22 protein-coding genes are annotated in these 22,898 nt (G+C 45.4%); 6 read left to right on the forward strand and 16 right to left on the reverse strand.

The genetic code is table 11. The annotated features are described in order from the left end of the window. Positions 1–43 precede the first annotated feature (43 nt). On the forward strand, positions 44–2,263 hold the full coding sequence (locus tag GO620_RS16425; protein WP_157524941.1) for a transferrin receptor-like dimerization domain-containing protein: 2,220 nt from the start codon (positions 44–46) through the stop codon (positions 2,261–2,263). A gap of 115 nt (positions 2,264–2,378) precedes the next feature. Here the strand turns inward: GO620_RS16425 and GO620_RS16430 are convergent, their stop codons facing one another. From GO620_RS16430 to fumC, 5 genes are all read right to left on the reverse strand, one after another. Next, on the reverse strand, positions 2,379–3,530 hold the full coding sequence (locus GO620_RS16430; RefSeq protein ID WP_157524943.1) for a PepSY-associated TM helix domain-containing protein: 1,152 nt from the start codon (positions 3,528–3,530) through the stop codon (positions 2,379–2,381). A 3-nt stretch (positions 3,531–3,533) separates the two neighbouring features. Further along, entirely contained in the window at positions 3,534–5,939 is a 2,406-nt protein-coding gene (locus tag GO620_RS16435; RefSeq protein WP_198173549.1) for a TonB-dependent receptor, read from the reverse strand. A 385-nt stretch (positions 5,940–6,324) separates the two neighbouring features. Further along, positions 6,325–7,116: a S1/P1 nuclease gene (locus GO620_RS16440; RefSeq protein WP_157524945.1), complete on the reverse strand. Its 792-nt coding sequence runs from the start codon at positions 7,114–7,116 to the stop codon at positions 6,325–6,327. Between the two features lies 1 nt (position 7,117). Beyond that, positions 7,118–7,624 carry a fumarate hydratase gene (locus GO620_RS16445; RefSeq protein WP_157524947.1) on the reverse strand — a complete coding sequence of 169 codons (507 nt, stop codon included), beginning with the start codon at positions 7,622–7,624 and terminating at the stop codon, positions 7,118–7,120. A gap of 54 nt (positions 7,625–7,678) precedes the next feature. Continuing rightward, positions 7,679–9,076 (reverse strand): class II fumarate hydratase, encoded by a 1,398-nt coding sequence (fumC, locus tag GO620_RS16450; protein WP_157524949.1) that lies wholly within the window; start codon positions 9,074–9,076, stop codon positions 7,679–7,681. 98 nt (positions 9,077–9,174) lie between these two features. Here fumC and GO620_RS16455 point away from each other — a divergent pair, with 98 nt between their 5' ends. The 4 genes from GO620_RS16455 to GO620_RS16470 all read left to right on the forward strand — a co-directional run bounded on the left by GO620_RS16455 (position 9,175) and on the right by GO620_RS16470 (position 12,362). Beyond that, the gene (locus tag GO620_RS16455) at positions 9,175–9,948 is read left to right on the forward strand and encodes a DUF817 domain-containing protein (protein ID WP_157524951.1); all 774 of its coding nucleotides are present in this window, start codon (positions 9,175–9,177) and stop codon (positions 9,946–9,948) included. Between the two features lie 84 nt (positions 9,949–10,032). Continuing rightward, on the forward strand, positions 10,033–11,247 hold the full coding sequence (locus tag GO620_RS16460; protein WP_157524953.1) for a serine hydrolase domain-containing protein: 1,215 nt from the start codon (positions 10,033–10,035) through the stop codon (positions 11,245–11,247). Between the two features lie 104 nt (positions 11,248–11,351). Next, on the forward strand, positions 11,352–11,663 hold the full coding sequence (locus GO620_RS16465) for a YbaB/EbfC family nucleoid-associated protein (protein WP_157524955.1): 312 nt from the start codon (positions 11,352–11,354) through the stop codon (positions 11,661–11,663). 21 nt (positions 11,664–11,684) lie between these two features. Further along, positions 11,685–12,362 carry a metal-dependent hydrolase gene (locus GO620_RS16470; RefSeq protein WP_157524957.1) on the forward strand — a complete coding sequence of 226 codons (678 nt, stop codon included), beginning with the start codon at positions 11,685–11,687 and terminating at the stop codon, positions 12,360–12,362. 53 nt (positions 12,363–12,415) lie between these two features. On the opposite strand, the gene GO620_RS16475 is transcribed toward GO620_RS16470, so the two are convergent. The 4 genes from GO620_RS16475 to GO620_RS16490 form a co-directional block, all read right to left on the reverse strand. Next, the gene (locus GO620_RS16475; protein WP_157524959.1) at positions 12,416–13,681 is read right to left on the reverse strand and encodes a glucose-1-phosphate adenylyltransferase; all 1,266 of its coding nucleotides are present in this window, start codon (positions 13,679–13,681) and stop codon (positions 12,416–12,418) included. Next, positions 13,678–15,102 (reverse strand): glycogen synthase, encoded by a 1,425-nt coding sequence (locus GO620_RS16480; RefSeq protein ID WP_157524961.1) that lies wholly within the window; start codon positions 15,100–15,102, stop codon positions 13,678–13,680. Before GO620_RS16480 ends, GO620_RS16475 begins: the two co-directional genes overlap by 4 nt. A gap of 202 nt (positions 15,103–15,304) precedes the next feature. Then, positions 15,305–18,118: a DNA polymerase I gene (gene polA / locus GO620_RS16485; protein ID WP_157524963.1), complete on the reverse strand. Its 2,814-nt coding sequence runs from the start codon at positions 18,116–18,118 to the stop codon at positions 15,305–15,307. 142 nt (positions 18,119–18,260) lie between these two features. Further along, complete coding sequence (locus tag GO620_RS16490) at positions 18,261–18,824, reverse strand: DNA-3-methyladenine glycosylase I (RefSeq protein ID WP_157524965.1); 564 nt, start codon at positions 18,822–18,824, stop codon at positions 18,261–18,263. 59 nt (positions 18,825–18,883) lie between these two features. Between GO620_RS16490 and GO620_RS16495 the strand changes: the two genes are divergently transcribed. Further along, positions 18,884–19,243, forward strand: a complete 360-nt coding sequence (locus GO620_RS16495; RefSeq protein ID WP_157524967.1) for a VOC family protein — start codon at positions 18,884–18,886, stop codon at positions 19,241–19,243. 103 nt (positions 19,244–19,346) lie between these two features. On the opposite strand, the gene GO620_RS16500 is transcribed toward GO620_RS16495, so the two are convergent. The 7 genes from GO620_RS16500 to GO620_RS16530 form a co-directional block, all read right to left on the reverse strand. Then, positions 19,347–19,676: an MGMT family protein gene (locus GO620_RS16500; RefSeq protein ID WP_157524969.1), complete on the reverse strand. Its 330-nt coding sequence runs from the start codon at positions 19,674–19,676 to the stop codon at positions 19,347–19,349. Positions 19,677–19,679: 3 nt separating this feature from the next. Beyond that, on the reverse strand, positions 19,680–20,330 hold the full coding sequence (gene trmB, locus GO620_RS16505) for a tRNA (guanosine(46)-N7)-methyltransferase TrmB (RefSeq protein WP_200230382.1): 651 nt from the start codon (positions 20,328–20,330) through the stop codon (positions 19,680–19,682). Positions 20,331–20,371: 41 nt separating this feature from the next. Further along, positions 20,372–20,797 (reverse strand): hypothetical protein, encoded by a 426-nt coding sequence (locus GO620_RS16510; RefSeq protein ID WP_157524971.1) that lies wholly within the window; start codon positions 20,795–20,797, stop codon positions 20,372–20,374. Continuing rightward, entirely contained in the window at positions 20,797–21,153 is a 357-nt protein-coding gene (locus GO620_RS16515) for a phage holin family protein (RefSeq protein WP_157524974.1), read from the reverse strand. The genes GO620_RS16510 and GO620_RS16515 overlap by 1 nt, the downstream gene beginning before the upstream one ends. Positions 21,154–21,197: 44 nt before the next feature. Then, complete coding sequence (locus GO620_RS16520) at positions 21,198–21,464, reverse strand: YtxH domain-containing protein (protein ID WP_157524977.1); 267 nt, start codon at positions 21,462–21,464, stop codon at positions 21,198–21,200. A gap of 109 nt (positions 21,465–21,573) precedes the next feature. Next, on the reverse strand, positions 21,574–22,617 hold the full coding sequence (locus GO620_RS16525) for an AI-2E family transporter (RefSeq protein WP_157524980.1): 1,044 nt from the start codon (positions 22,615–22,617) through the stop codon (positions 21,574–21,576). A 92-nt stretch (positions 22,618–22,709) separates the two neighbouring features. Then, the gene (locus GO620_RS16530; protein WP_157524983.1) at positions 22,710–22,898 is read right to left on the reverse strand and encodes a hypothetical protein; all 189 of its coding nucleotides are present in this window, start codon (positions 22,896–22,898) and stop codon (positions 22,710–22,712) included.

The raw sequence follows: 22,898 nt of genomic DNA on the forward strand, positions 1-22,898 counted from the left end.
CCATAAAATCAATAAATTCAGCTTTCTCAACTCATACCGGCACATGAAAAAGATATTTACCCTTAGTTTACTGGCTTTAGGCACACTTGCACAAGCACAAGACAAGCCCATTACGGGCTTTTCGGCGGCTTCTTCGGCGCAAGAAGTCATCCGTGAAAAGCAATTCGATCAATCACTAAGCGCCGAACGTATCGGTCAAAATATCAAACAACTGGCCGCCGTTCCGCACCATTTGGGTTCGCCGGGTGGTAAAGCGGTTGCCGACGCTATTCTGCAGAAATATAAAAGCTACGGGTTAGACGCGCACATAGAAACCTATAACGTTTTGTTCCCTACGCCAAAAACACGGGTACTGGAAATGACCGGCCCGACTGCCTACACAGCCGTATTGAAAGAACCTGCTTTGGCAGAAGATGCCACATCGGGCCAGGCAGGGCAGTTGCCTACCTATAACGCATGGAGTGCCGACGGTGACGTGACCGGTGAGCTGGTCTTTGTAAACTATGGCCTGCCCGATGATTATGACCAGCTGCAAAAAATGGGAGTGGATGTAAAGGGCAAAATAGTGATCGCTAAATACGGCCGCTCATGGCGCGGTATAAAACCAAAGGTGGCTTATGAGCATGGCGCTATTGGATGTATCATATATTCAGATCCGAAAGATGACGGTTACTCGCAGGGCGATGTGTATCCAAAAGGCGCTTACAAAAGTGAGTATGGTGTACAGCGCGGATCGGTGCTGGATATGGTGATCTACCCCGGTGACCCGCTTACCCCTGGCGAGGGTGCAACAAAAGATGCCAAACGTATAGACCGCCTGCAGGCGCCAACCATATTGAAAATACCGGTGCTGCCAATCAGTTACCACGATGCGCAGCCATTCCTGGCAGCGTTGCAGGGCCCTGTCGCACCGGCCGACTGGCGCGGCGGCTTGCCCATTACCTATCACGTAGGCCCGGGTAAAACAACCGTGCATTTAAAGCTTGAATTTAACTGGGATATGGTGCCTTGTTATGACGTGATCGCCAAAATTAAAGGCTCAAAATATCCCGACGAGTGGGTAATGCGCGGCAATCACCACGATGCCTGGGTAAACGGTGCCAGCGACCCCATCAGCGGTCAGGCGGCCATGCTTGATGAGGCAAAAGCCATGGGCGACCTGTTGAAAACAGGCTGGCGGCCAAAGCGCTCTATCGTTTACTGTTCTTGGGACGGAGAAGAGCCAAGCCTCATTGGGTCTACAGAGTATGCTGAAGAGCATGCCAAAGAGCTGCAGCAAAAGGCAGTAGTTTACATCAACTCTGATAGCAACGGCCGCGGTTTCCTTAATGCGGGCGGCTCGCACGCGCTGGAGGATATGATGACCGAGATCGAGAAAACAGTTTTAGACCCGCAATATAAAGTGAGCGTTTTTGAGCGCAAAAAAGCGCGCGAAGTGGTGGCGGCGTCATCCGTGAAAAAGAAGAAAGAGCTGCTAGCCGACGATATCGACCACATGGAAGCATTGGGCTCAGGGTCTGACTATACTGGGTTTTTGCAACACCTGGCGATCCCTACTATCGACCTGGGCTTTGGCGGTGAAGAGGGCAGCGGTGACTACCATTCCATCTATGACTCTTACGATAGCTACTCGCGTTTTAAGGACCACAATTTTATGTATGGCCCGGCTTTGGCGTCTGTCGCGGGGCGCGCGACGTTGCGCATTGCAGATGCTGATGTGCTGCCATTTGATTTTCGCAGTTTGTACAAAACCATTGATGGTTACAGCACAGAGGTTGCAGAGCTGGCTAACCAAATGCGCGAGACTACAAAAATGAACAACGAGCTCATCAAGGCAAACAATTACAGCCTGTCTTACGACCCCGACAAACATCTGCCGCAGCCCGAGACGAAGTCTGAAGTACCTGCGATAGATTTTAGTCCGCTGAAAACCGCATTGCAAGCACTGAAACAAAGCACAGATCAGTTGGGCATTAATTACGAAAAAGCTGTTGCTGCCGGTAAAGATGATGACGCGCTTAACCAAAAACTGTATCATGCAGAGCAGAAATTGCTAATGGTTGACGGATTGCCTAAGCGCCCATGGTTCAAGCATGCGCTGTATGCGCCGGGCTTTTATACCGGCTACGGCGTAAAAACATTACCCGGTATCCGCGAAGCAATTGAGCAACGCGACTGGGCGGAAGCCAAGAAACAAATAGACGGGGCTGCAGGGGCTATTACCAAACTGGCTAATTATCTGGGTGCGAATCCGGCTCCGTGATATCAACAAAACATCTTTGCGAGGAGTAAACGACAAAGCAATCTCAAACGGTATAGGGTTAATCTTACGAGATTGCTTCTCCCATTATCGCGGGCTCACAAAGAAGATTGGCAGACTAAACTGTAATTTTCGCTTTCACCGGGTGCCTTAAGGCCTTGCCCTTTGGTTTCTTTTTACGTTTGCCCAGCCAAACAATAAAGCCTGTTATCGGCAGAGACGCGCATATCAGGCTGGCTAAAAATGCGATGATCTTGGTGGTAATGCCGCCAACCTGGCCCACGTGGATATCGTAATTCAGGTCGTTAAGCTTCAAGCCTGGGCTCTTTTTTGCATTCGGCAAATATTTAAGCAATTTTCCGTTATAACGGTCAAATATATAATTGTCCTGGCAGCCAAAATTCATGGACTTTTGATAAGCGGTCAGGCTCACCGTTCCGGCGGCAGACTCGTCATCGGCAATCAAAAACATCTGTCCGTTTGGCGAACGTTTCTGCACATATCTAAACGCGCTATCCGCGACGGAATGCTTTACAGCTTTAGCTTTGCCAAGCGAATCGGATACAGGGAACAAACTTTCGACAGGATAGTCTTTCCCTAAATTAACCGCTTTGTTTATACCCTTTGTTACCCATTGAAATGAAATGGATAATCCCGTTACGGCCAGTACAATAGCGATTGAGGTAGCATAGAAGCCCAGCACGTTATGCAGGTCATAATTAACCCTGCGCCAGCGGCCGCCCCACTTTATGGTAAAGCTGCGCTTACGGTCGCTTTTGCGTTTAGGCCACCACAAAATAATACCGGTGATCATGATCGCCACAAATATCAGCACCGATACACCAACCACCATCTGGCCTATCTTAGGCGGCAGCAGCAGGTAAAGGTGAATGTATTCTACGATGATAAACAGGTTTTTGGCGTAGTTTTCTGTATGGGTATACTGCCCAGTGTACGGGTTAAAATAAACGCCCATGTAACCATCTTTTTTTGATGACACCAACACGTATGCCGGCCGGTTATTTGCCAGATAGTAAATATAGGTTGCCGTAGAGCCCGGGTACATGGCAATGGCTTTCTTTTTAAGGATCGAGGGCGGAAGGAAAGGCTTGCTCTGCACTTCCACCTTTCGATAGATGTGCATGGCATCCTGTATCTCGTCCTGAAAGCAAAAAATGCAACCTGTAATACTCACTATAAACACCACCAGCCCGGTAATGAAACCGAGCCAGCGATGAATAAATAATATGGACTTTTTAGTTCTTGTCAACTTTTAAAACTTAAAGGTAGCAGTTGCCAGGAATTGCCTTAAATTTTGCGGATTGATGGTGGTGTAGCCAATATAATAAGCCTTGTCTGTAAGGTTATTAACGGTTAAACCTAATCTGTATTTAGGCTGATCATAGAACAGTGAACCTCTTAAGATAGTGTATGCCGGTAAGCTAAACACACCCTGGCTAACACTGTTTACAATGTGGTTTTCGCTCGCGTAGTTTAAGCCAAAGCCCACGCCTAAACCTTTAAGCACAGGGTCTTGTAAGCGGTAGCTTACCCATAGGTTTGCAGAGTATGGCGACATAGCGGTACTTGGCCTGCGACCTTCTACGTCTGCATCGGCAGCGGTTAGTTTAGAGTCGTTGTAAGCGAAACCACCGGTCAGGTTGAAACCTGCAAAAGGGTTGGCAATAACTTCGGCTTCGAAACCTTTGCTCAGTTGCGTTCCGTTTTGAATAGAGAAGTTAGGGTGTGCAACATCGGCCCTAACCAAATTGGTTACGTTAATACTGTAGTAGCTTAGGGTAGTGCTTAATTTGCCATTAAAGATATCCAGTTTCACACCGCCTTCAACCTGGTTTGCTTGCTGTGGTTTAAAGGTCTTACCGTCAAAAGTTGTCCCGGTTACGTTGGTAAAACCGTTCTGATAATTGGCGAATAAAGAAACCTGGTCTTTAACCGGCTGGAACACCAAACCAAATTTTGGAGAAAGCGCGGTTTGGTTATAATTGCCGCTGATGGCGCCTGTAAAAGGGTTCTGGCTGCCATTGTTATGGAAATTGTCAACGCGTAATGCGGCAAGCGCGCTCAATTGATCTGTCAGGTTCAGCACATCAGAAACATAAGCGCTGTAAGTGCTGGTTTTGTAATAGTAAGGATATGAGTTAGTTGGTGTAGCGCCGCCGGCATACACACTGCCAAAGTTGGCATAATTAAAATTGCTGTAGTTGAAAGTATTGTTCAACGGTGCATTATCAAAAAAGCCTTCCAGGTACATTTGTTTAGAATTTACATGGAAATAATCCAGGCCGATCAATAAACGGTTGCGTAATTCGCCAATCCTGAAATCGCCATTAATATTTTCTTGTACCTCTGTGTTATTGCTGATGCTGTTAAGGGTAGACTGATCGTAACGGCCAATGATCTTTCCCGGGCTTAGGTAAAAGTATGGGTTAAAACCGTTAGAGTAGCTTTGGGTAGTTGTTACTACCGTTTGTGAGGTAAAGCTGTTAGATATCTTGTAATTAACCGTACCTACAAAGTTGGTGTTGCGGGTATTCTGAGCAAGGCTTCTGTCGAAGTACGATTTATGAATATCTATGCCCAAACCCTCAGGCGTGGTTGCGCCCAGCGCTGATACATTTACACCGTAAGGGAAAAAGAAATACGCTTGTGCAGAGTTTTTACCATAAAGTAATTCCGCTTCGGCTTGTATGCTCAGACGGTCGTTTACCTTGTAGAGAAATACCGGGGCAATTGCGCCGCTGCGGTTAAAATAGTTGTCTTGTGTGCCTTCCTGGTAAGTGTAAGCGCCATTTAACCTGAACAGCAGAGTTTTGCTCGCGTTAAGCGGTGTGTTCACATCAAAGCTGGCGCGTTTATAATCGAGGTTACCCGCGGTTACAGAAACGCTGCCGCCAAAAGTGTCATAAGGTTTTTTAGTGACGCGGTTGATCAAGCCACCATATGATGTTAAGGTGCTGCCGAACAGCGTTGCAGAAGGGCCTTTTATCACCTCTATACGGTCTATATTTACCCCGTCGATGGTATTGGTTACGTTACCTGCCACGCCGTTGCGCAGCTGGCTTTGCAGGATAAAACCGCGCGAGTTGTAATAGCTGCCGCCATCGCCGCCACGGCCTGTGGCATTCCACATGGTTTGTAAGCCGGGCGCGTTTTTAACCGCGTCGTCAACGGTAAAGGCCGATTGCTCTATCATCAGATCGGCACCAATGGTACTGTATACCTGCGGATTTTCAAGATTATCCAAAGGCATCTTGGCTACGGTTTCGCTGCGTTTAAATTTAAACTTGTTGATCTTGCTGCCGCTCACACTTACTTCGCGAAGCGAAGCATTATCTGCGTTGATAACGGTGTTTGGCAAGGTTACGGTCTGGCCTGAGTAGATCTGCACATTATAGGTTTTTGGCTGTACGCCTACGTGGGTAAGCGTAATCTGGTATGACCCTTCTGGAGCTTTTAATTCAAAATAGCCATCGGTATTGGTGATGGTGCCATATGACGTGCCGCGCAATGCAACGCTTACGTTGTCTGCCGGTTTGTTGTCTGCGGTAAAGATATATCCTTTAACAGTTCCTCTGAGTTTTTGAGCGAATGATGCCGATGCCATAAACAGCATGATCACCATTAGCGCGTGTGTAAATTTGGTAAAAGTCGAATTCATTTTATTTAGACTAATTATAAACAATGGCGCAAAAGTAGGTTTATTGTTTAAAAACGCAAATAAAATATTCAGGATTTCTACAGAATTTGGCTTCGAACAACCAATAAAAAGTGTCACATCATGTTACAGCATGTGACAATTTTGAGCAAAAAATTCGTAAACCTGTTACACTGACAAGAATATGCCTTACTGATTGTCAACCAGTTACGGTGCTGACAATATCATGTCAGATACTAATAAGTCGGCATTTAGCGGGAAAGTGTAACATGTTACACCCGTCCGTTAGCTGACGGGTCAATAAAGGGATAATTGCAGATTACGCTAAACGAAATAAAAAAGGCGAACCTGTGATAGTTCGCCTCCGTAATTTTCTAATCGATATCGCTTATCCGAATATTTGATTAAGCAAACCTGCCAGGTGAACACCTGCCTTTAACATTTGCTGGTTAACCGTATCAATGAACTTAAAATTGTATTTATAGTTAAGTGTGTCTTCGGGCTTAGTTTCAGCATATATCTTGTTAGCTATAACCGACGAATCATATATCCACTGACTGATGGGCTGTTTTTGCCACGCGGCACGTTCTGCAGTTGTTGTGTGGTTTATCCAGTTGGCATATTCCGTATAGCTTAATCCCTGGAAGTCTATCAGCTTGCTGTCCCAAACAGAATGGAGATTGCTGGGCTCGTTAAACCAGTTTACCTTAACATCATTGCCGCCTTTATCACTGGTTTTAGCGGTATGCATTGGCTGGTGGATATCTTCTACCACATGGATAACCATGCGTAAATAAAGCAGCTTTTCTTTTTTCGGCAAGTTTGGCTTTTTTAACTCGCCTATCATGAATTGTAGTTTGGTGTACGCGTCGACGTTCTTATCAGCCGCCAAAAAATCTACCATTTGCGAGTAGGTAAGCGGCGAATCGAAGTCGATATAATGCCACGACGACAAATAACTGTAGTCAGGGTCAGACTTGATAAAGTCGGCCCAGGTACTTGATATCGCAACCGACTCGTTCCCTAAAATAGCCTGGACCGCTTTGCGCGCCTTTGGTGATAAATAGCTGTCGGCGATTTGGCCGCAAATGCGGTGGCCTTCTTGTCCCCATGCCATACTTTGAAGCGGCAGGTACATGATGGCGATTGCCGCGATAATGTTTTTGATAGATAATTTCATTTTACAATGGTTTTGGTATGCAGGTGATGTTTTTTGTACGATGGATTTTGAAGGCGTTTGTTGCCGACAAATTTAAATATTGGTAAACAGAATCTGCTTCTTTTTTAATCTTAAAAGACTCTTCATAATTGCCAAAGCGGAAACAGCCGCCTTCTTTTTTCAAGCTAAAATTGGGATTGCAAAACTGGCCTTTAAGGGTAAGCGTGTCATGCCTCAACTCATACGTCCCTTTAGCATACTCGGTCCATTTACCACTGCGCATACAGGTATCCGCCCCATAGTTTACCTTGCTAAAATTATGTTGTTCGACGTAAAAAGAATCGCAGCTGAACTTGAAGTTATAGGTTTGAAAGTTGACCAATACTTTATTAACCGCCGAAGTATCCTGCTGCCAGATACCCTGTACTACCGCTTCGCCCTTTTGCTGCAATGGCGGATTGAACGAGCAGGCTTGGGTAAGCAGCAAGGTTAAAACTGAAAGGTAAAGGGCTAAAGGTCTTGTATACATTTAAAAAAGTCCCTCTCCTTTTGGAGAGGGATTAGGGTGAGGCGGGAGGCTTTTTTATTTCAAACTACCGATCATGTCTTCAGGCTTAACCCATTGGTCAAACTGCTCGCTGGTTAGTAAGCCTAAGCCAATGGCGGCTTCGCGCAGCGATTTATTTTCTTTCAAAGCCGTTTTAGCGATCTTGGCTGCGTTCTCATAACCTATATGTGGGTTAAGCGCGGTTACAAGCATCAATGAGTTTTCCAGGTGCTTTTTGATACCATCGTAATTCGGTTCGATGCCAACGGCGCAATGGTCGGTAAAGGAAACGCATGCATCACCTATCAGCCTTGCCGATTGTAGAAAGTTAGCGGCCATCACCGGCTTAAATACGTTCAGCTCGTAATGACCGTTAGAACCGCCGATAGAAATCGCAACATCATTACCCATTACCTGGGCAGCCACCATGGTAACCGCTTCGTTCTGCGTTGGGTTCACTTTGCCCGGCATAATAGAAGATCCCGGCTCATTGTCGGGGATGTGTATCTCTCCAATACCAGAGCGCGGCCCTGATGCCAGCATACGGATATCATTGGCGATCTTCATCAGCGAAACCGCGATCTGCTTAAGTGCGCCATGCGTTTCTACAATAGCGTCATGCGCGGCCAGTGCTTCAAATTTATTCTCAGCAGTTACGAACGGAAGACCTGTAAATTGTGCGATATATTCAGCAACCTTAACGTCATAACCCTTTGGGGTATTGATACCGGTACCCACAGCGGTACCACCAAGGGCTAATTCTGAAAGATGCTCAAGCGTGTTGCGCAAAGCCTTCAAGCCGTGATCTAATTGAGAAACGTACCCCGAAAATTCCTGGCCAAGAGTTAAGGGGGTAGCATCCATCAGATGCGTGCGGCCAATCTTAACCACATTTTTAAATGCTTCTGATTTTGCCTTCAATACATCGCGCAGTTTCTCCACACCGGGGATGGTTGTTTCCATCACTACCTTATATGCCGCTATGTGCATGGCAGTAGGGTAGGTGTCGTTAGACGATTGCGATTTATTCACATCATCATTAGGATGGATAAAGGTTTTACCCTCACCCAGTTGATTGCCTTGCAGCACATGCGCGCGGTTGGCCACCACCTCGTTCACGTTCATGTTAGATTGTGTGCCTGAGCCGGTTTGCCAGATCACTAACGGGAACTCTGCATCGAGTGTTCCGGCTAATATTTCATCACAAACCTGGCCTATCAGATCGCGCTTTTCAGCAGCCAAAACGCCCAGGTCGGTATTGGTATAAGCCGCGGCTTTTTTCAGGTAAGCAAACGCCTCTATGATCTCTTTCGGCATAGAAGCCGCTGGCCCAATTTTAAAGTTATTTCGCGAGCGTTCTGTCTGTGCGCCCCAGTATTTATCGGCAGGTACCTGTACCTCGCCCATGGTATCATGTTCTGTTCTGAAATTCATAATTGATAGCAGTTTGCGCGGTAAAGTTAGCCGAATAGACGCAAGAATCAAGAATATAGAAACAAGGAATTTGCTTAAATCATATCTTGCTGGCAAATATGTCCGAGTCTCTAAAATGGTTTTTCACCTTTTTTAAACTGCAGGTTTGCTCATGCATATTTCCTTTCCTGGTGTTCGGTTGCCTGGCGGTGTCGCATTTGTTTGCAGGTGTCATTCCACGGTATGATTTTATGCTGATCGCATGCCTGCTTATCCAGTCTATATTGTTTTACACAGGAGTAGAAACAAAGGATGAGGTGCTGGTGATCTGCGTGTTCCATCTATTGGGTTTGTGCATGGAATTGTTCAAAGTCAGGATAGGTTCATGGTCATATCCCGAGTTCGCTTACACAAAAATTGGCGGGGTACCTTTGTACAGTGGATTCATGTATGCCAGCGTTGCCAGTTACCTATGCCAGGCGTGGCGTAATTTTAATCTACAAATGGTTGAGTGGCCGCCGCATTGGCCCGTGGGAATTGTTGGCGCCATGATCTATATAAACTTCTTCACCAACCACTATATCATTGATCTACGCTATTACATCGGCGTGTTGATCTTATTGCTCTTTTTCCGGGCAAAAGTTATCTTCCATATTAACAAAAAACCTTACCGCATGCCGGTTATAGTTAGCTTTTTGTTGATTGGGTTTTTTATTTGGCTGGCAGAAAATGTTGCCACGCGTTTCGGCGCCTGGAAGTATGCTTATCAGCACAAGACCTGGGCGATGGTAGATTATCACAAAATAAGCTCGTGGGCGTTTTTAGTGATTGTTAGCTACATCATAGTTGCAGAACTTAAAATGTTAAAAAAGGACATTAGCTATCAGCAATAATGTTAAAAACTTATTAAGGCAATTCTTTTTATCCCCTTTATAAATTCCCACTTTCGCATTAGTTAAAACGCGACGTATTTTTCGATGACATTTTACCCCTCAAAAATTATATCTGCAACCTGCAGCGTTCTCCTGTTCTTATCCTGCTCATCTGCACCCAAAACCGGCACCGCGCCCGATGGTAAATCACTGCCGCCGCCAGACCCGATCAAAACGCTGCGCTATGACCCTAAAAAGGCCGACCCGCAGATAGATGCCTTTATGAAGCACCTGCACCAAGTGAGCAATTTTAACGGTAACGTGCTGGTTGCAAAAAACGGTAAGATCATTTATGAAAACGCGCTTGGCTGGGCCAACCACCTTACCCGCGACAGTCTGAAGATCAATTCGAGGTTTGAACTGGCATCGGTATCAAAGACCATGACCTCTACCGCTATTTTGATGCTGATGGAACGCGGCAAACTCAAGCTGGACCAGGACGTGGGGGATTTCTTTCCTAATTTTCCTTACGCCGGAATTACTATAAGGTTGCTGCTTACGCACCGGTCGGGCATGATGAATTACGTGTATTTCATAGACGGTATATACCGCAGCGAGCACCGCAATCAGCGTAAGGGCATTACCAACCAGCAGGCAATGGATATGATTGCGCAATACAAACCTGCACCATTTAATAAACCCGACAAACGCTTTCTGTACAATAACTCCAACTTTATGGTGCTGGGTTCTATCATAGAAAAAGTAAGCGGTGTGCCGTACGCCCAGTTCATGAAAGAGAACATCTTTAAACCATCGGGCATGGATCATACCGATGTATACTCAAAAGCTACGTATGATAAGATCCCGGTTGATGTTGTAGGGCATGATCGCAACAGCTGGAAATATTCTGTCGCACAAAATTTTCTGGATGGCCCCGTGGGCGATAAAGGCATCTACAGCACTGTTGGCGACTTATATATGTTTGATCGCGCTATGCGGGCAAACAGGCTCATCAGCAAGGCAACGCAAGATTCTGCATATGTTAACCGCAACCCTTTGGTACACGGCCATTTCGGTTACGGTTACGGGTGGCGCACATTTGATGCACCCGGCGAAAAAGTGGTTTACCATACCGGCTGGTGGCATGGGTTCCGCCACATATTTGTACGCGATCTAAAGCGCGACATTGTTATTGTATTATTAGGCAACGTAGTAAACGGCAGCTTGCTGCATCTCGACGACCTGTACAAAATGGTAGGTACGCCGATAATCCGCAAGGGGGCGTACTCAGGCACAGGTGAAACTACGGATGATCAGTAAGAAGGGGTGAGTAGTGAGCGGTGAATGGTAAACGGTTTCTGCCAAATCTGAAAACTTTTTAAAACCAATCAACTTAATAACATAATCAACTACTCACTATATATATGTTCGACAAACTATTTGAGGCGCAGCAAAAAGCCGAAGAATCTAAAAAAAGACTCGACGCGATAACTGTTATCGGCACGGCCGAAGGCGGTAAAATTACGGTAACCGCGACAGCCAATAAAGAGATTCAGTTGGTTACTATCGATGACCAGTTTTACCAACAGGCAGACCGTGAAGAACTGGAAGAGTTACTGGTAGTAGCCCTTAATAAAGCCATGGAACAAGCCGACAATATCGCGCAATCTGAACAAGCCGCTATGGCAAAAGATATGCTTGGCGGCTTGGGCAACCTGGGCGACCTGTTTAAATAAAATCTACAAAACCATCTACTTATGAAAGCTATCTATTATGGCCAATCTACGGTTGAGTTAGAAACCGATGGCATTAAAATATTGTTCGATCCGTTTATTACCCCTAACGAATTGGCCAAACACATTGACGTGAGCACTATTACGCCACATTATATTTTGCTAAGCCACGGACACGGCGACCACGTTGCCGACCTTGTTGCCATCCAAAAGCAAAGCGGTGCGAAAGTGGTTTGTATTGCCGAAATAGCTACTTGGCTGGGCAAGCAAGGCATTGAAGCACACGGCATGAATATTGGCGGCAGCTTTAATTTCGATTTTGGGCGGGTTAAAATGGTAAATGCCATACACTCAAGCAGCATGCCCGATGGCAGCTACGGTGGCAACCCTGCAGGTTTTGTGATCTACAGCAACGAGGGCAAGAATATTTACTTTGCCGGCGACACAGCGCTAACTTATGATATGAAACTGCTGGAAGACGAAAACCTGCACTGGTCTATTCTTCCTATTGGCGATAACTACACCATGGGCATTGATGATGCGATTAAGGCCGCCGATTTTGTAAACTGCAAAAATGTTATGGGTGTGCATTACGACTCATTCCCTGTGATAAAGATCGATAAGGAACAGGCGCATTCTAAATTCATAAAAGCAGGTTTAAACCTGCAGTTGCCGGATATCGGCACGTCTCTGGAATTGTAAAATAAAAAAGGCTCACCAAATGATGAGCCTTTTTATATTACCAGAGAATTCGATTATATCACAGTTCCGTTAGGGATCACTGCGCGTTTTTTAACCACCACTATACCGTCCTGACTGGTGTAATCACCGTAATCGCCATCGGCAAGCGGGGGGCCGCAATTGATGCGTACATCGTTACCTATGTAACAGTTTTTATCTATGATGGCGTTTTTGATAATACAACGGTCGCCAATGCCCATAATCGGCAGGTTTTTTTCTTTCGCTTCTGCTATTTCTATCAGCGTTTGGTAGCTGTCACTGCCCATCACATAGCAGCTTTCGATGTTGGTATCAACCCCGATACGCATGCGGATACCGATTATAGAGCGATAAATTTTCGCCGCGCTGATGATACAGCCGTCCGCGATGATAGTTTTCTCCATGTGCGTGCCTGATATTTTGGATGGCGGCAACATGCGCGAACGGGTGTAAATATGGTTTTTATCGAACAGGTTGAATTTCGGGATGTCGTCCGTCAGGTCAAGATTTGCATCAAAGAAAGAAGGGATAGTACCGATATCTTCCCAATAGCCTTCATACTGATAGCTTACGGTTTTATGCGTCTCAATAGACTGCGGGATTATCTCCTTACCAAAGTCGGTACGGTCCGGGTCAGAATTCAGCAGATCATATAAGGCGCTTTTGTTGAAAATGTAGATACCCATAGATGCCAGGTAAATACGGCCCTGCGACTGCATCTCGGGACTTACTTCTGCCGCCCAGCTTTCGAAGTCAGATTTTGGCTTTTCGATAAATGCTGTAATATTGGCATCATGGTCTACCTTTAAGATACCGAACCCCGGTACATCCTTGGCGCTAACCGGGATGGTCGCGATAGATATCTCTGCCTTTTTTTCGATATGCTTAGCGATCATGTCCTCGAAATCCATCTGGTACAACTGGTCGCCCGATAGGATCAATACATACTCAAAATCATGTACCGCCAGGTGGTGTAAGCTTTGGCGTACAGCGTCTGCAGTTCCCTGGAACCAGGTAGCGCTGTTAGGTGTTTGCTCCGCGGCAAGGATGTCTACAAATGCCTCGCTAAAACTGCTGAAGTGATAAGTGTTTTTGATGTGCTTATTAAGCGACGCCGAATTAAATTGCGTGAGCACAAATATGCGGTGCAGCCCCGAGTGCAAACAGTTTGAGATAGGAATATCGACCAGGCGATACTTACCCGCGATTGGCACAGCCGGCTTTGACCGGGTGGCTGTCAATGGCGAAAGGCGGCTTCCCTGACCACCTCCCAGCACAATGCTCATTACTTTTGATATCATAAATTCGGTGTTAAATATTGGTATAACTGGATGTATTCTGCAGCCGATTTGTTCCATGAAAAATCAAGCGCCATCATTCTTTTACATAACAACTGTAATTGCGCTGTGTTCTTATAAAGTTCTAAAGCACGGCCAACCGCTGTTATCATATCATCGGCGCTTGCGTTTGCAAAGGCGATGCCATAGCCGTCTGCCTGGCTGTAATCTATCACCGTATCTTTTAAGCCGCCTGTGCTACGTACCATCGGCACGGTGCCATAACGGAGCGCATATAGTTGGTTTAATCCGCATGGCTCTACACGCGAGGGCATCAGCAAAAAATCTGAGCCTGCATAGATCTGATGCGACAGTTCTTCGTTATACCCAATGAATACCTGGCAATTTTCAGGGTAACGTTCTGACACCGCTTTTAATGCTTCCTGGACATCCACCTCACCTGTGCCCAGTATCACAAAGTTTAAGGCGCCCGCGTATTGCTCAATACTACGTACTAACGCTTCGGGTATCATGTCTGCGCCTTTCTCGCCAACTAACCTGCCGATGAAAGATACCAAGGGTTTGTCTGTGGATAAGTTAAACCTCTTACACAATGCTTCCTTATTCTTCTTCTTGCCGGCGTCAGGTTTGTCGGCTGTATAAGTAGCGGCGATCATACTATCTGTCGCCGGGTTCCAAACTTCGGTATCTATACCGTTGATGATTCCTTGCCCTTTTGCACGCTCTACCCAGAAAAGGTATTCAAGTCCATTGCTGTTTACCTGCAATTCTTGCAAGTAACTTGGCGATACTGTTGTGTACCTGCTGCAGCATTTCACGGCAGATGCCAGCGGATTAATGCCACCACTCCATTCCAGGAGTCCGCCTTTCCACATGTCAATTTCGGGCAGCAGGTTTACCCTCTCCCAGCCAAATGCGCCATGGTATTGCCCGTTATGTATCGTGAAAACCGTTGGCACATTTGCCAGCCTTTTATACAACGCCGAATGCTGTAAAAGAAAAGGCACTAAACCGGTATGATGGTCATGGCAATGGATTAAGTCGGGCGTTTGCTGCGACCAATTGATCCAGTCTAAAAAGCACAGTTGGTAAATGATAAACTGCTCGCGCTCGTCGGGGTAACTGTAAACCTCTGTTCGGTCTAACAACCCGGGAACGTAGATGAGATAAAGCTCAAAACCAAGTGTATCATGCTTTTCCTTTAGTATCTCGAATTCATACCTGCGGCCGCCCATCAGCGTTGAAGCGCGAAAAACAACGTCAAAGCTATGTTCCTGTACAAAGTTGCGATTGTAGTATGGTAAGGCAACGGCCGCATCAATGCCGGCCAGTTTTTGGTACTTCGGCAACGCGCCGACAACGTCTCCAAGGCCACCCACTTTGGCAATAGGATAGCACTCGGCACTAAGGTGGTAAACTCTCATTTACAGGTTATAATGCTGTCAAGGTAGAAAAGTTTTATACAAAAACAAATAGGAGTAACATGGTCACCCAATAAGATTTTAATGGGGTTTCGAGGCATGTCAAAAGCAAAAACAAACAAATGTTGTGCTCCGAGAGCCTCTTCATGACATTTGTTTTGTTGGTTGTAACAGCACACCACTTACTTAGTTATTACACTAAAGATTAATGCGCCTCGAGCCAATTGGTGCCAACACCAATTTCCACTACAATTGGTACTTCGGTTTTTATCGCCGTTTTCATAAAATGCTCTATTATCGGCTTTACCGTTTCCACTTCGTGTTTCGGAACGTCGAAAACCAACTCGTCATGCACCTGCATGGTCATGCGGGAATCTAGTTTCTGCACTTTTAGTTCTTTATGGATGTTGATCATAGCTATCTTGATCATATCCGCGGCCGAACCTTGTATAGGCGCGTTTATGGCATTTCGCTCGGCAAAACTGCGTACCGTTTGGTTGGCCGAATTGATATCGCGCAGGTACCGGCGGCGGCCCATAAGGGTTTTGACATAGCCATTTTCGCGGGCAAAATTCATGGTGTCGCTCATGTAGCGTTTAATGCCCGAAAATTGTTCGAAGTATTGCTGAATGATATCGCCGGCCTCTTTACGCGGAATGCCCAGGCTTTGCGACAGGCCAAATGCCGACTGCCCATAAATGATACCAAAGTTTACGGCTTTTGCGTTGCGGCGCAGCGTGCTGTCTACTTCTTCCAGCGGAATGCCATAAACATTTGCAGCGGTCGCGGTATGGATATCCAGGTTCTTGGCAAAGGCGTCGAGCATGTTTTCATCCTTACTGATCTCGGCGATCAAACGAAGCTCTATTTGCGAATAATCGGCAGAAACCAATACGTGGTCGTCATCCCGCGGAATGAATGCTTTACGCACTTCGCGACCGCGCTCTGTACGGATAGGGATGTTCTGCAAATTAGGATTGTTTGAACTTAAGCGGCCTGTAGCGGCGACAGCCTGGTTATAAGAGGTATGTAAACGCTTGCTTTTTGAGTTGACCAATTGAGGTAACGCGTCGACATAGGTTGACTTAAGTTTCTGAAGCTGACGGAAATCGAGAATGTCTCGAACGATGTCGCTCTTGTTTGCTAAGGCCAGCAGCACATCCTCGCCGGTTTGGTACTGGCCTGTTTTTGTCTTCTTGGCTTTAGGGTCGAGCAGTAATTTCTCAAATAGTACTTCGCCTAATTGTTTTGGCGACGAAATATTAAACCTAACACCTGCCTTGTCATAAACTGTTTTTTCTAAACCCACCAAGTCTGTTTCCAGCTGCTTTGAAAAATCGCGAAGCGTTTCTTCATCTATACGCACGCCTTCAAACTCCATATCAGCCAATACGTAAATGAGAGGATGTTCTATTTCGTGTATTAGCTTTTCGGCCTCGGCCTGTTTTATCTTCGGCTCGAAAACGGTTCTCAGCTGTAAGGTAATATCAGCATCTTCGGCAGCATAATCCTTGATCTGTTCGATGGGCACATCGCGCATGCTCAACTGGTTTTTACCTTTGGGCCCAATGAGTGTTGTAATGGACACTGGTTTATAGCCCAGATAATTTTCAGACAAAATATCCATGCCATGGCGTGTATCCGGGTCAAGCACATAATGCGCCATCATGGTATCGAAAAGATCGCCTTTTACGTTAATGTCGTACCATTTAAGCATTAAAATATCGTACTTGATATTTTGACCTGTCTTTGCGATCTGCTCATTTTCCAGCACTTCTTTAAACTCATGTGCAATAGTCTTAGCTTCTGTTTGATCATGCGGGATAGGAACATACCAGCCTTCTCCTGCCTTGATAGAAAATGACAAGCCTACCAGTTCGCAATGATTGGCGTCGGTACCGGTAGTCTCTGTATCGAAGCAAAAGCTGTTTTGCTGCTTTAAAAGATTTACAAGTTCTGCCCGTGCTTCGGGCGTATCTGCCAAATGGTAAGTATGCTCTGTATTTTCGATGTTCTTGCCTGCAACAACAGGTTCTTCTGGGGTATGTATGTCTGCAACATCAACAGTGAGAGTAGTACGGCCGGCGGCTACTGCGTTGCCAAAAAGATCTGTCTGTACACCAACTGCTTTTATTTCTGTAATTGAAAAATCATCACCAAATACGCGGCGTCCCAGCGTACGGAATTCTAACTCAGCAAACAATGGCTCAAGCAAATCCTTGCTTGGTGCGCAGATTTCCAGGCCGGCCTCGTCTAGTTCAACGGGGGCGTTCAATAAAATTGTAGCAAGCTTTTTTGAAAGCAGGCCTTGTTCTGCATAGGTTTCTACATTCTCTTTTAACTTGCCTTTAAGCTCGTGGCTGTGGGCTATAATATTTTCTACAGAACCGTACTGCTTGATCAGTAATTTGGCTGTTTTTTCACCTACGCCCGGGATACCCGGTATATTATCAACCGCGTCGCCCCAAAGACCAAGTATATCTATTACCTGGCAAACATCATCAACTTCCCATTTGGCCTTCACTTCTTTTACACCTAATATCTCAATGTCGCTGCCCATACGCGACGGCTTATAGATAAAGATATTATCAGACACCAATTGGGCAAAGTCTTTATCGGGCGTCATACAATATACCTGGTAGCCTTTTTGCTCGGCTTTTTTGGCCAGTGTACCAATAATGTCGTCAGCCTCATAACCATCAGAAGTGATCACAGGGATATTAAAACCTAAGATCAGTTTGATCACATAAGGCATAGCTGCCGAAAGGTCTTCGGGCATGGCTTGGCGGTGTGCTTTATAGTCCGTAAAATCTGTATGGCGTTCGGTTGGCGCGTCGGTATCAAAAACCACGGCCATGTGCGTTGGGTTCTCTTTTTTCAATACATCAAGCAGGGTATTGGTAAAGCCCATCACTGCCGAAGTATTTAGCCCTCCGGATGTAAAGCGCGGGTTTTTGCTTAACGCGAAATGGGCGCGGTACATCAACGCCATGCCATCCAGTAAAAAAAGTTTCTTCATGATTTAAGGATTACACCGATTATCTAATGATCGCACCGATTGTGAGACATTGATCCGATAAGCTGTGAGCGGTAAAGTTATTAAAATAGGTATTATCAATTGGAATCAGTGTGATCAAAAATCCAAACGGGGAAATCTGATACTACCTAAAATTACACCCGGCAATATGATCGTTTACCATGCCCGTAGCCTGCATGTGCGCGTAGCAAATTGTTGAGCCAAAAAACTTAAAGCCACGCTTTTTCATGTCCTTGCTTATCGCGTCAGATTGGGGAGAGGTAGCCTTGAGGCCATCCGGAACTTCATTGATGGGTTTACCATCGGGCATAAAGCTGTACAGGTATTTATCAAATGAGCCAAACTCTTTCTGAATCTCAAGGAACAGTTTAGCGTTTGTGATCGCGGATGTGATCTTGCCGCGGTTGCGGATGATGCCCTCGTCATTCATAAGTCGCTCAACGTCGCCTTCTGTAAATTTCGCTATTTTTTTTGCATCAAAGTTGGCGAACGCTTTGCGGTAGGCTTCGCGGCGGCGCAGAATAGTGATCCAGCTTAAGCCTGCCTGCGCACCTTCCAGTATTAAGAATTCGAAAAGTGTTTTATCATCATGCGTGGTCTTGCCCCACTCTTCGTCGTGATATTTGATGTACAGCGGGTCGGTACCGCACCAGGCGCAACGGACAGGTTCTTTGGCAGATTTAGTCATAGCTAAAGATAGCTATCGTTTGCATAGCACCAATAAACATCAACATTTATCTTTGCCTAATGATAAAATTTAAGCGCGCCGACCATATCCATATTTGCGTGCCTGAAAGCAGGCTGGAAGAGGCACGCGATTTCTACCGGGATGTGATGGGGCTAATGCAAATTACCCGCCCGCCTGAGTTAAAAGATCAAGGTATTTGGTTTGCGCTGGCAGATATAGAATTGCACATTGGCGTAGAAGAAACTTTACCCTTAACCATACGCCACACTGCTATGGAAATAACTGATCTTGAGGCTGCCAGGCAGCTTTTAGAAGCGCGTGGCGTGATAATTCAAAAACAAAGGCCAATCGCGGGCCGCAACCGTTTTTCATTTGTCGATCCGTTTGGTAACAGAATGGAGCTGCTGGAGTATGCGTGAGGGTAATCACCCATTGCGTCATGCTAAGGCTCTCGAAGCATAAGCGCTGAGGGAAATTTTGATTGTTGTGCTTCGAGGGCCTCAGCATGACAATCAAAATCAACTAATAATCCAACTCCTTTGCCGGGTCCCAAAACACTTTTTTGAAATCCTGAACCTTATTGTTTTTGATCACAATTCCCTCGGCCTCGAGTAATTCCTGACGGCGGTGCGCGGCCGAAGGGTCGCCGGTTAGAACGCCGGTACTGTTAACCACACGATAATAGGGTACCGGGGGATGCGCTTTGCCGCATTCGCCCATGGCGCGGCCCACCATTCGCGATAAATTTCCTGCTCCGAGCACCTTGCCAATGGCACCATAAGAGGTAACTCTGCCTTCGGGTATCTGGCGGGTAACTTCGTAAATGTGCTCAAAGAATTTATCGTAAGCCATGCACTAAGTTAAAGAGAACTTTAAATAGTTGATGTTCTTATCGTGCTGTAAATATTTCTTTTCATAATAGGTTTTGATAGACAGCACTTCGTTTAAAAACTCTGAGTGATACACATCTTCGGTTTTGGCGAAAAGTTTCAAGCCATTGTTTTCGATCACTTCCGCGGTATAAGCATGCAGGCCGTCATTATCGGTTTTAAGATTAATGTATCCACCGGGTTTTAGCAGTTGCTTGTAGTAATTAAGAAAGCGCGGAGAGGTTAAGCGTTTCTTTTCGCGGCTGATCTGCGGCTGCGGATCGGGAAAGGTGATCCATATCTCATCCACCTCATCTTGCGCAAAGTACTCGTTAATGTTTTCTATTTGTATGCGCAAAAAAGCAACATTAGGGATATTTTCTTCTACAGCGGTTTTGGCACCACGCCAAATTCGGTTGCCTTTATAGTCTATTCCTATGAAGTTTTTTTCAGGGAAAAGCTGTGCCAGGTTAACAGTATATTCGCCTTTGCCGCAAGCCAGTTCTAAAACTACAGGGTTGTTGTTCTTGAAAAAATCTTTTGCCCAATTGCCCTTAAAGGGTTTGCCGGCGTCCAGCTGTAATACATTAGCAAAGGTTTTAATCTCTGCAAATCGCTTTAACTTATCTTTTCCCACTCTTAGTTTAAAAAGTGCAAAAGTAAAGTTTTAGCAGGCGTTTACAACACTGCCGATTTAACAGGATGTTCTTGTTCGGCTTTGTGAGTTGCTTTTTTAAAAATACCGGTCACCAAATCTTTGGCTTTATCCCAAACGCCGGTTACAGAATCTTCGCTGATATAAGACGAGGCCTTTTGCGATACCAGACCAACCAAAGTTTTAACTAATACGCCCTGACCCTTAAACAGCGTTTTATTTAGCGCAAATGGTAGAACAACACGAGACAGCAGCCCCCAGATATCCTGATTAAAAATGCTGCCAGTTTTTGGCCCGTTATGCTCGGGGAACAAACTTTTAAAAGCAGAGAAAATAGACGACGGACTGTTAAAACGCTCCTTTAAGTCCATCTCCTGCTGCTGTTTTAGTTTCTCCAGGCGAATGATCTCGCTTTGCAGGTCGGTTATATTTTTTACGGCTAAATCCATTATTCGTTATCGCTAAAAAACATTTTCACAAACATGTTTATTAAAGGCTTTTTTATCCTCTCTTTCATTGCGATAAAAATTAAGGCTATAATAAGATATAGCAAAGCCACAATGCCAAAACCCTGCCAATAGGAGTGCAGCAAACTTCCCAGAAAAAGTGCCAGCGTAAAGCTTGCAAACAGGAAAGTTAGCAACAGGCATATTACTACAACCAACTGGGTGATCAAACCTGCCACTGCCGATGTGCTTTTTTCAATAAACTTGTACTTGCCAAGTTTTATGCGCGTTTCGGCATACTCACGCAATTGATCAACAATAGGCGGATATTGCTTTTTCTCTTCTTTCTCTTGTTCCATTATTTAACAGGTAAGCGTGCTTTTAAAGCAATATCTATTATTGGTTAGGCGTGTTCAAGATCGTCTTGATACTCTTCGTCTGCGCCGTTTATTTTAGTTTTAATATCAGACACTATACGGTCTTTAACACCCAGCAAATTTTGCAGCTCGCGGCCGGCGGTGTCTTTAATTGAATCTGTAATGTCTTTTAAAGAATCTGATAATTTTTCGCGTGTATCAGAACCATTATCCGGTGCAAATAAAACGCCTAAGATCGCGCCCGCTGCTAAACCAGCCAGCAGTGCTAAAACGGTTTTTGAATTGTCCTTCATAGTATATGTATAATTTTTAAGTTGAAAAATTGTTTGGTAAGCAAGGTAATTTTCTTCGCCGAAGACGTATCACCACTTGGGTATAATAAATATATTATTCTTAAAAGCGCTAAGTGTCCGATCCGGTTTTCAGCCTTTCCAACCTATCGGCCGCTAAACGGTTAGTTTCATAAATTTCCACAAGGAGCAGGAAATAAGAAAGCAGTACCGGCCCAAATACCAGCCCCAAAATACCGAATAATGGTAAACCGATAAATACACCGACTATAGAAATAATGGGGTGCGTATTGGCGATGCGCTTGTTGATCATCATGCGCAATACGTTATCAACGTTGCCAATAAACAGCAGGCCGTAAACCATAATACCAATTCCCGCGAAATTATGCCCTGTCATCATTAAATATAACCCGGCGGGGATAGACAGTGTTGGCGCGCCCACCACAGGCAAAAAAGATATAAATGTGCCGATAACGCCCCAGAAAATAGCATCGGGGATACCCACAATCCAAAACCCGTTAGCTAATAACACGCCCTGAACTACCGATATGATGCCCTGACCTAATACGCTGGAATAGGTTGCGCTTTTTAACGCGGTCGCGAATTTCAATGCGTCCTGCTCACGGAACGGCGCGTATTTGAGTAAGCCTGCCTCGAACTGGCGTATCTGAGTAAACATAAAGTATAGCAGGAAGTACAATACCAGCAGTGTAAACAAAATATTGGCAGCCCCACTCAGTACAGACGGAAACAGATCTGAAGCATAGGTGCTGATCTTGCCTATAAAATTGTCTACCAAATGGGGTTTATTAAAAGTAGAGCCGGCAAACTTGTTGGCCCTTGCAATAAGATCATTTACAAATTCGGGGTTGTCGCGCAATGCCGAGATCTTATCAATGATCATAAAACTCAGCAGCAGGAAAGGGATCACGATCACGATGAGCGATACGAATATGAAAGACAGCGCCGTGATGGCCGGATTCCAGTTGCGTTTTTCTGTAAGGTACAAATAGCCCGGCCTGAAAATGGTGAACAATACTATCGCTCCCAGTATGGCGCTGAATATTGAGCTAAGCGCGTAAAGCAGCAGGCAGCCAAGCACAATTATGCTGACCAGTATGATGTTATTACGTTGTTGGTAGTTAAAAACCGACATGCCTGTGCGGGCAAATGAAAATAATTCGCTCTTAAGTTCAGGAAAATAAACTGAATGCTACGATAACAAGAAAACTGCCTTATTGTTGGCGGCTACTCGTTCATGTCCTTTAACAGATCATTTATCTTGTTGCAGCCTGCCATAATGGTGTCTACATAAAAAGCCATATCGGTATCTATGGTAGGCAATTCGTGTTTTAGCTGTACTGCAGACAGGGTTATATTTGATAGCTGGTTGCGTATCTCGTGGATAAGAAATTCGTTAGTGCCTTCGGTTGCCAT

The organism is Mucilaginibacter ginkgonis (assembly GCF_009754905.2).
GTDB classification, from domain to species: domain Bacteria; phylum Bacteroidota; class Bacteroidia; order Sphingobacteriales; family Sphingobacteriaceae; genus Mucilaginibacter; species Mucilaginibacter ginkgonis.

Coding starts and splice junctions, on each gene's coding strand:
- GO620_RS16425 (WP_157524941.1), top strand. CDS start 44: ATGAAAAAGATATTTACCCTTAGTTTACTGGCTTTAGGCACACTTGCA.
- GO620_RS16435 (WP_198173549.1), bottom strand. CDS start 5,939: ATGAATTCGACTTTTACCAAATTTACACACGCGCTAATGGTGATCATG.
- GO620_RS16440 (WP_157524945.1), bottom strand. CDS start 7,116: ATGAAATTATCTATCAAAAACATTATCGCGGCAATCGCCATCATGTAC.
- GO620_RS16445 (WP_157524947.1), bottom strand. CDS start 7,624: ATGTATACAAGACCTTTAGCCCTTTACCTTTCAGTTTTAACCTTGCTG.
- fumC (WP_157524949.1), bottom strand. CDS start 9,076: ATGAATTTCAGAACAGAACATGATACCATGGGCGAGGTACAGGTACCT.
- GO620_RS16455 (WP_157524951.1), top strand. CDS start 9,175: ATGTCCGAGTCTCTAAAATGGTTTTTCACCTTTTTTAAACTGCAGGTT.
- GO620_RS16460 (WP_157524953.1), top strand. CDS start 10,033: ATGACATTTTACCCCTCAAAAATTATATCTGCAACCTGCAGCGTTCTC.
- GO620_RS16465 (WP_157524955.1), top strand. CDS start 11,352: ATGTTCGACAAACTATTTGAGGCGCAGCAAAAAGCCGAAGAATCTAAA.
- GO620_RS16470 (WP_157524957.1), top strand. CDS start 11,685: ATGAAAGCTATCTATTATGGCCAATCTACGGTTGAGTTAGAAACCGAT.
- GO620_RS16475 (WP_157524959.1), bottom strand. CDS start 13,681: ATGATATCAAAAGTAATGAGCATTGTGCTGGGAGGTGGTCAGGGAAGC.
- GO620_RS16480 (WP_157524961.1), bottom strand. CDS start 15,102: ATGAGAGTTTACCACCTTAGTGCCGAGTGCTATCCTATTGCCAAAGTG.
- polA (WP_157524963.1), bottom strand. CDS start 18,118: ATGAAGAAACTTTTTTTACTGGATGGCATGGCGTTGATGTACCGCGCC.
- GO620_RS16490 (WP_157524965.1), bottom strand. CDS start 18,824: ATGACTAAATCTGCCAAAGAACCTGTCCGTTGCGCCTGGTGCGGTACC.
- GO620_RS16495 (WP_157524967.1), top strand. CDS start 18,884: ATGATAAAATTTAAGCGCGCCGACCATATCCATATTTGCGTGCCTGAA.
- GO620_RS16500 (WP_157524969.1), bottom strand. CDS start 19,676: ATGGCTTACGATAAATTCTTTGAGCACATTTACGAAGTTACCCGCCAG.
- GO620_RS16510 (WP_157524971.1), bottom strand. CDS start 20,797: ATGGATTTAGCCGTAAAAAATATAACCGACCTGCAAAGCGAGATCATT.
- GO620_RS16515 (WP_157524974.1), bottom strand. CDS start 21,153: ATGGAACAAGAGAAAGAAGAGAAAAAGCAATATCCGCCTATTGTTGAT.
- GO620_RS16520 (WP_157524977.1), bottom strand. CDS start 21,464: ATGAAGGACAATTCAAAAACCGTTTTAGCACTGCTGGCTGGTTTAGCA.
- GO620_RS16525 (WP_157524980.1), bottom strand. CDS start 22,617: ATGTCGGTTTTTAACTACCAACAACGTAATAACATCATACTGGTCAGC.
- GO620_RS16530 (WP_157524983.1), bottom strand. CDS start 22,898: ATGGCAACCGAAGGCACTAACGAATTTCTTATCCACGAGATACGCAAC.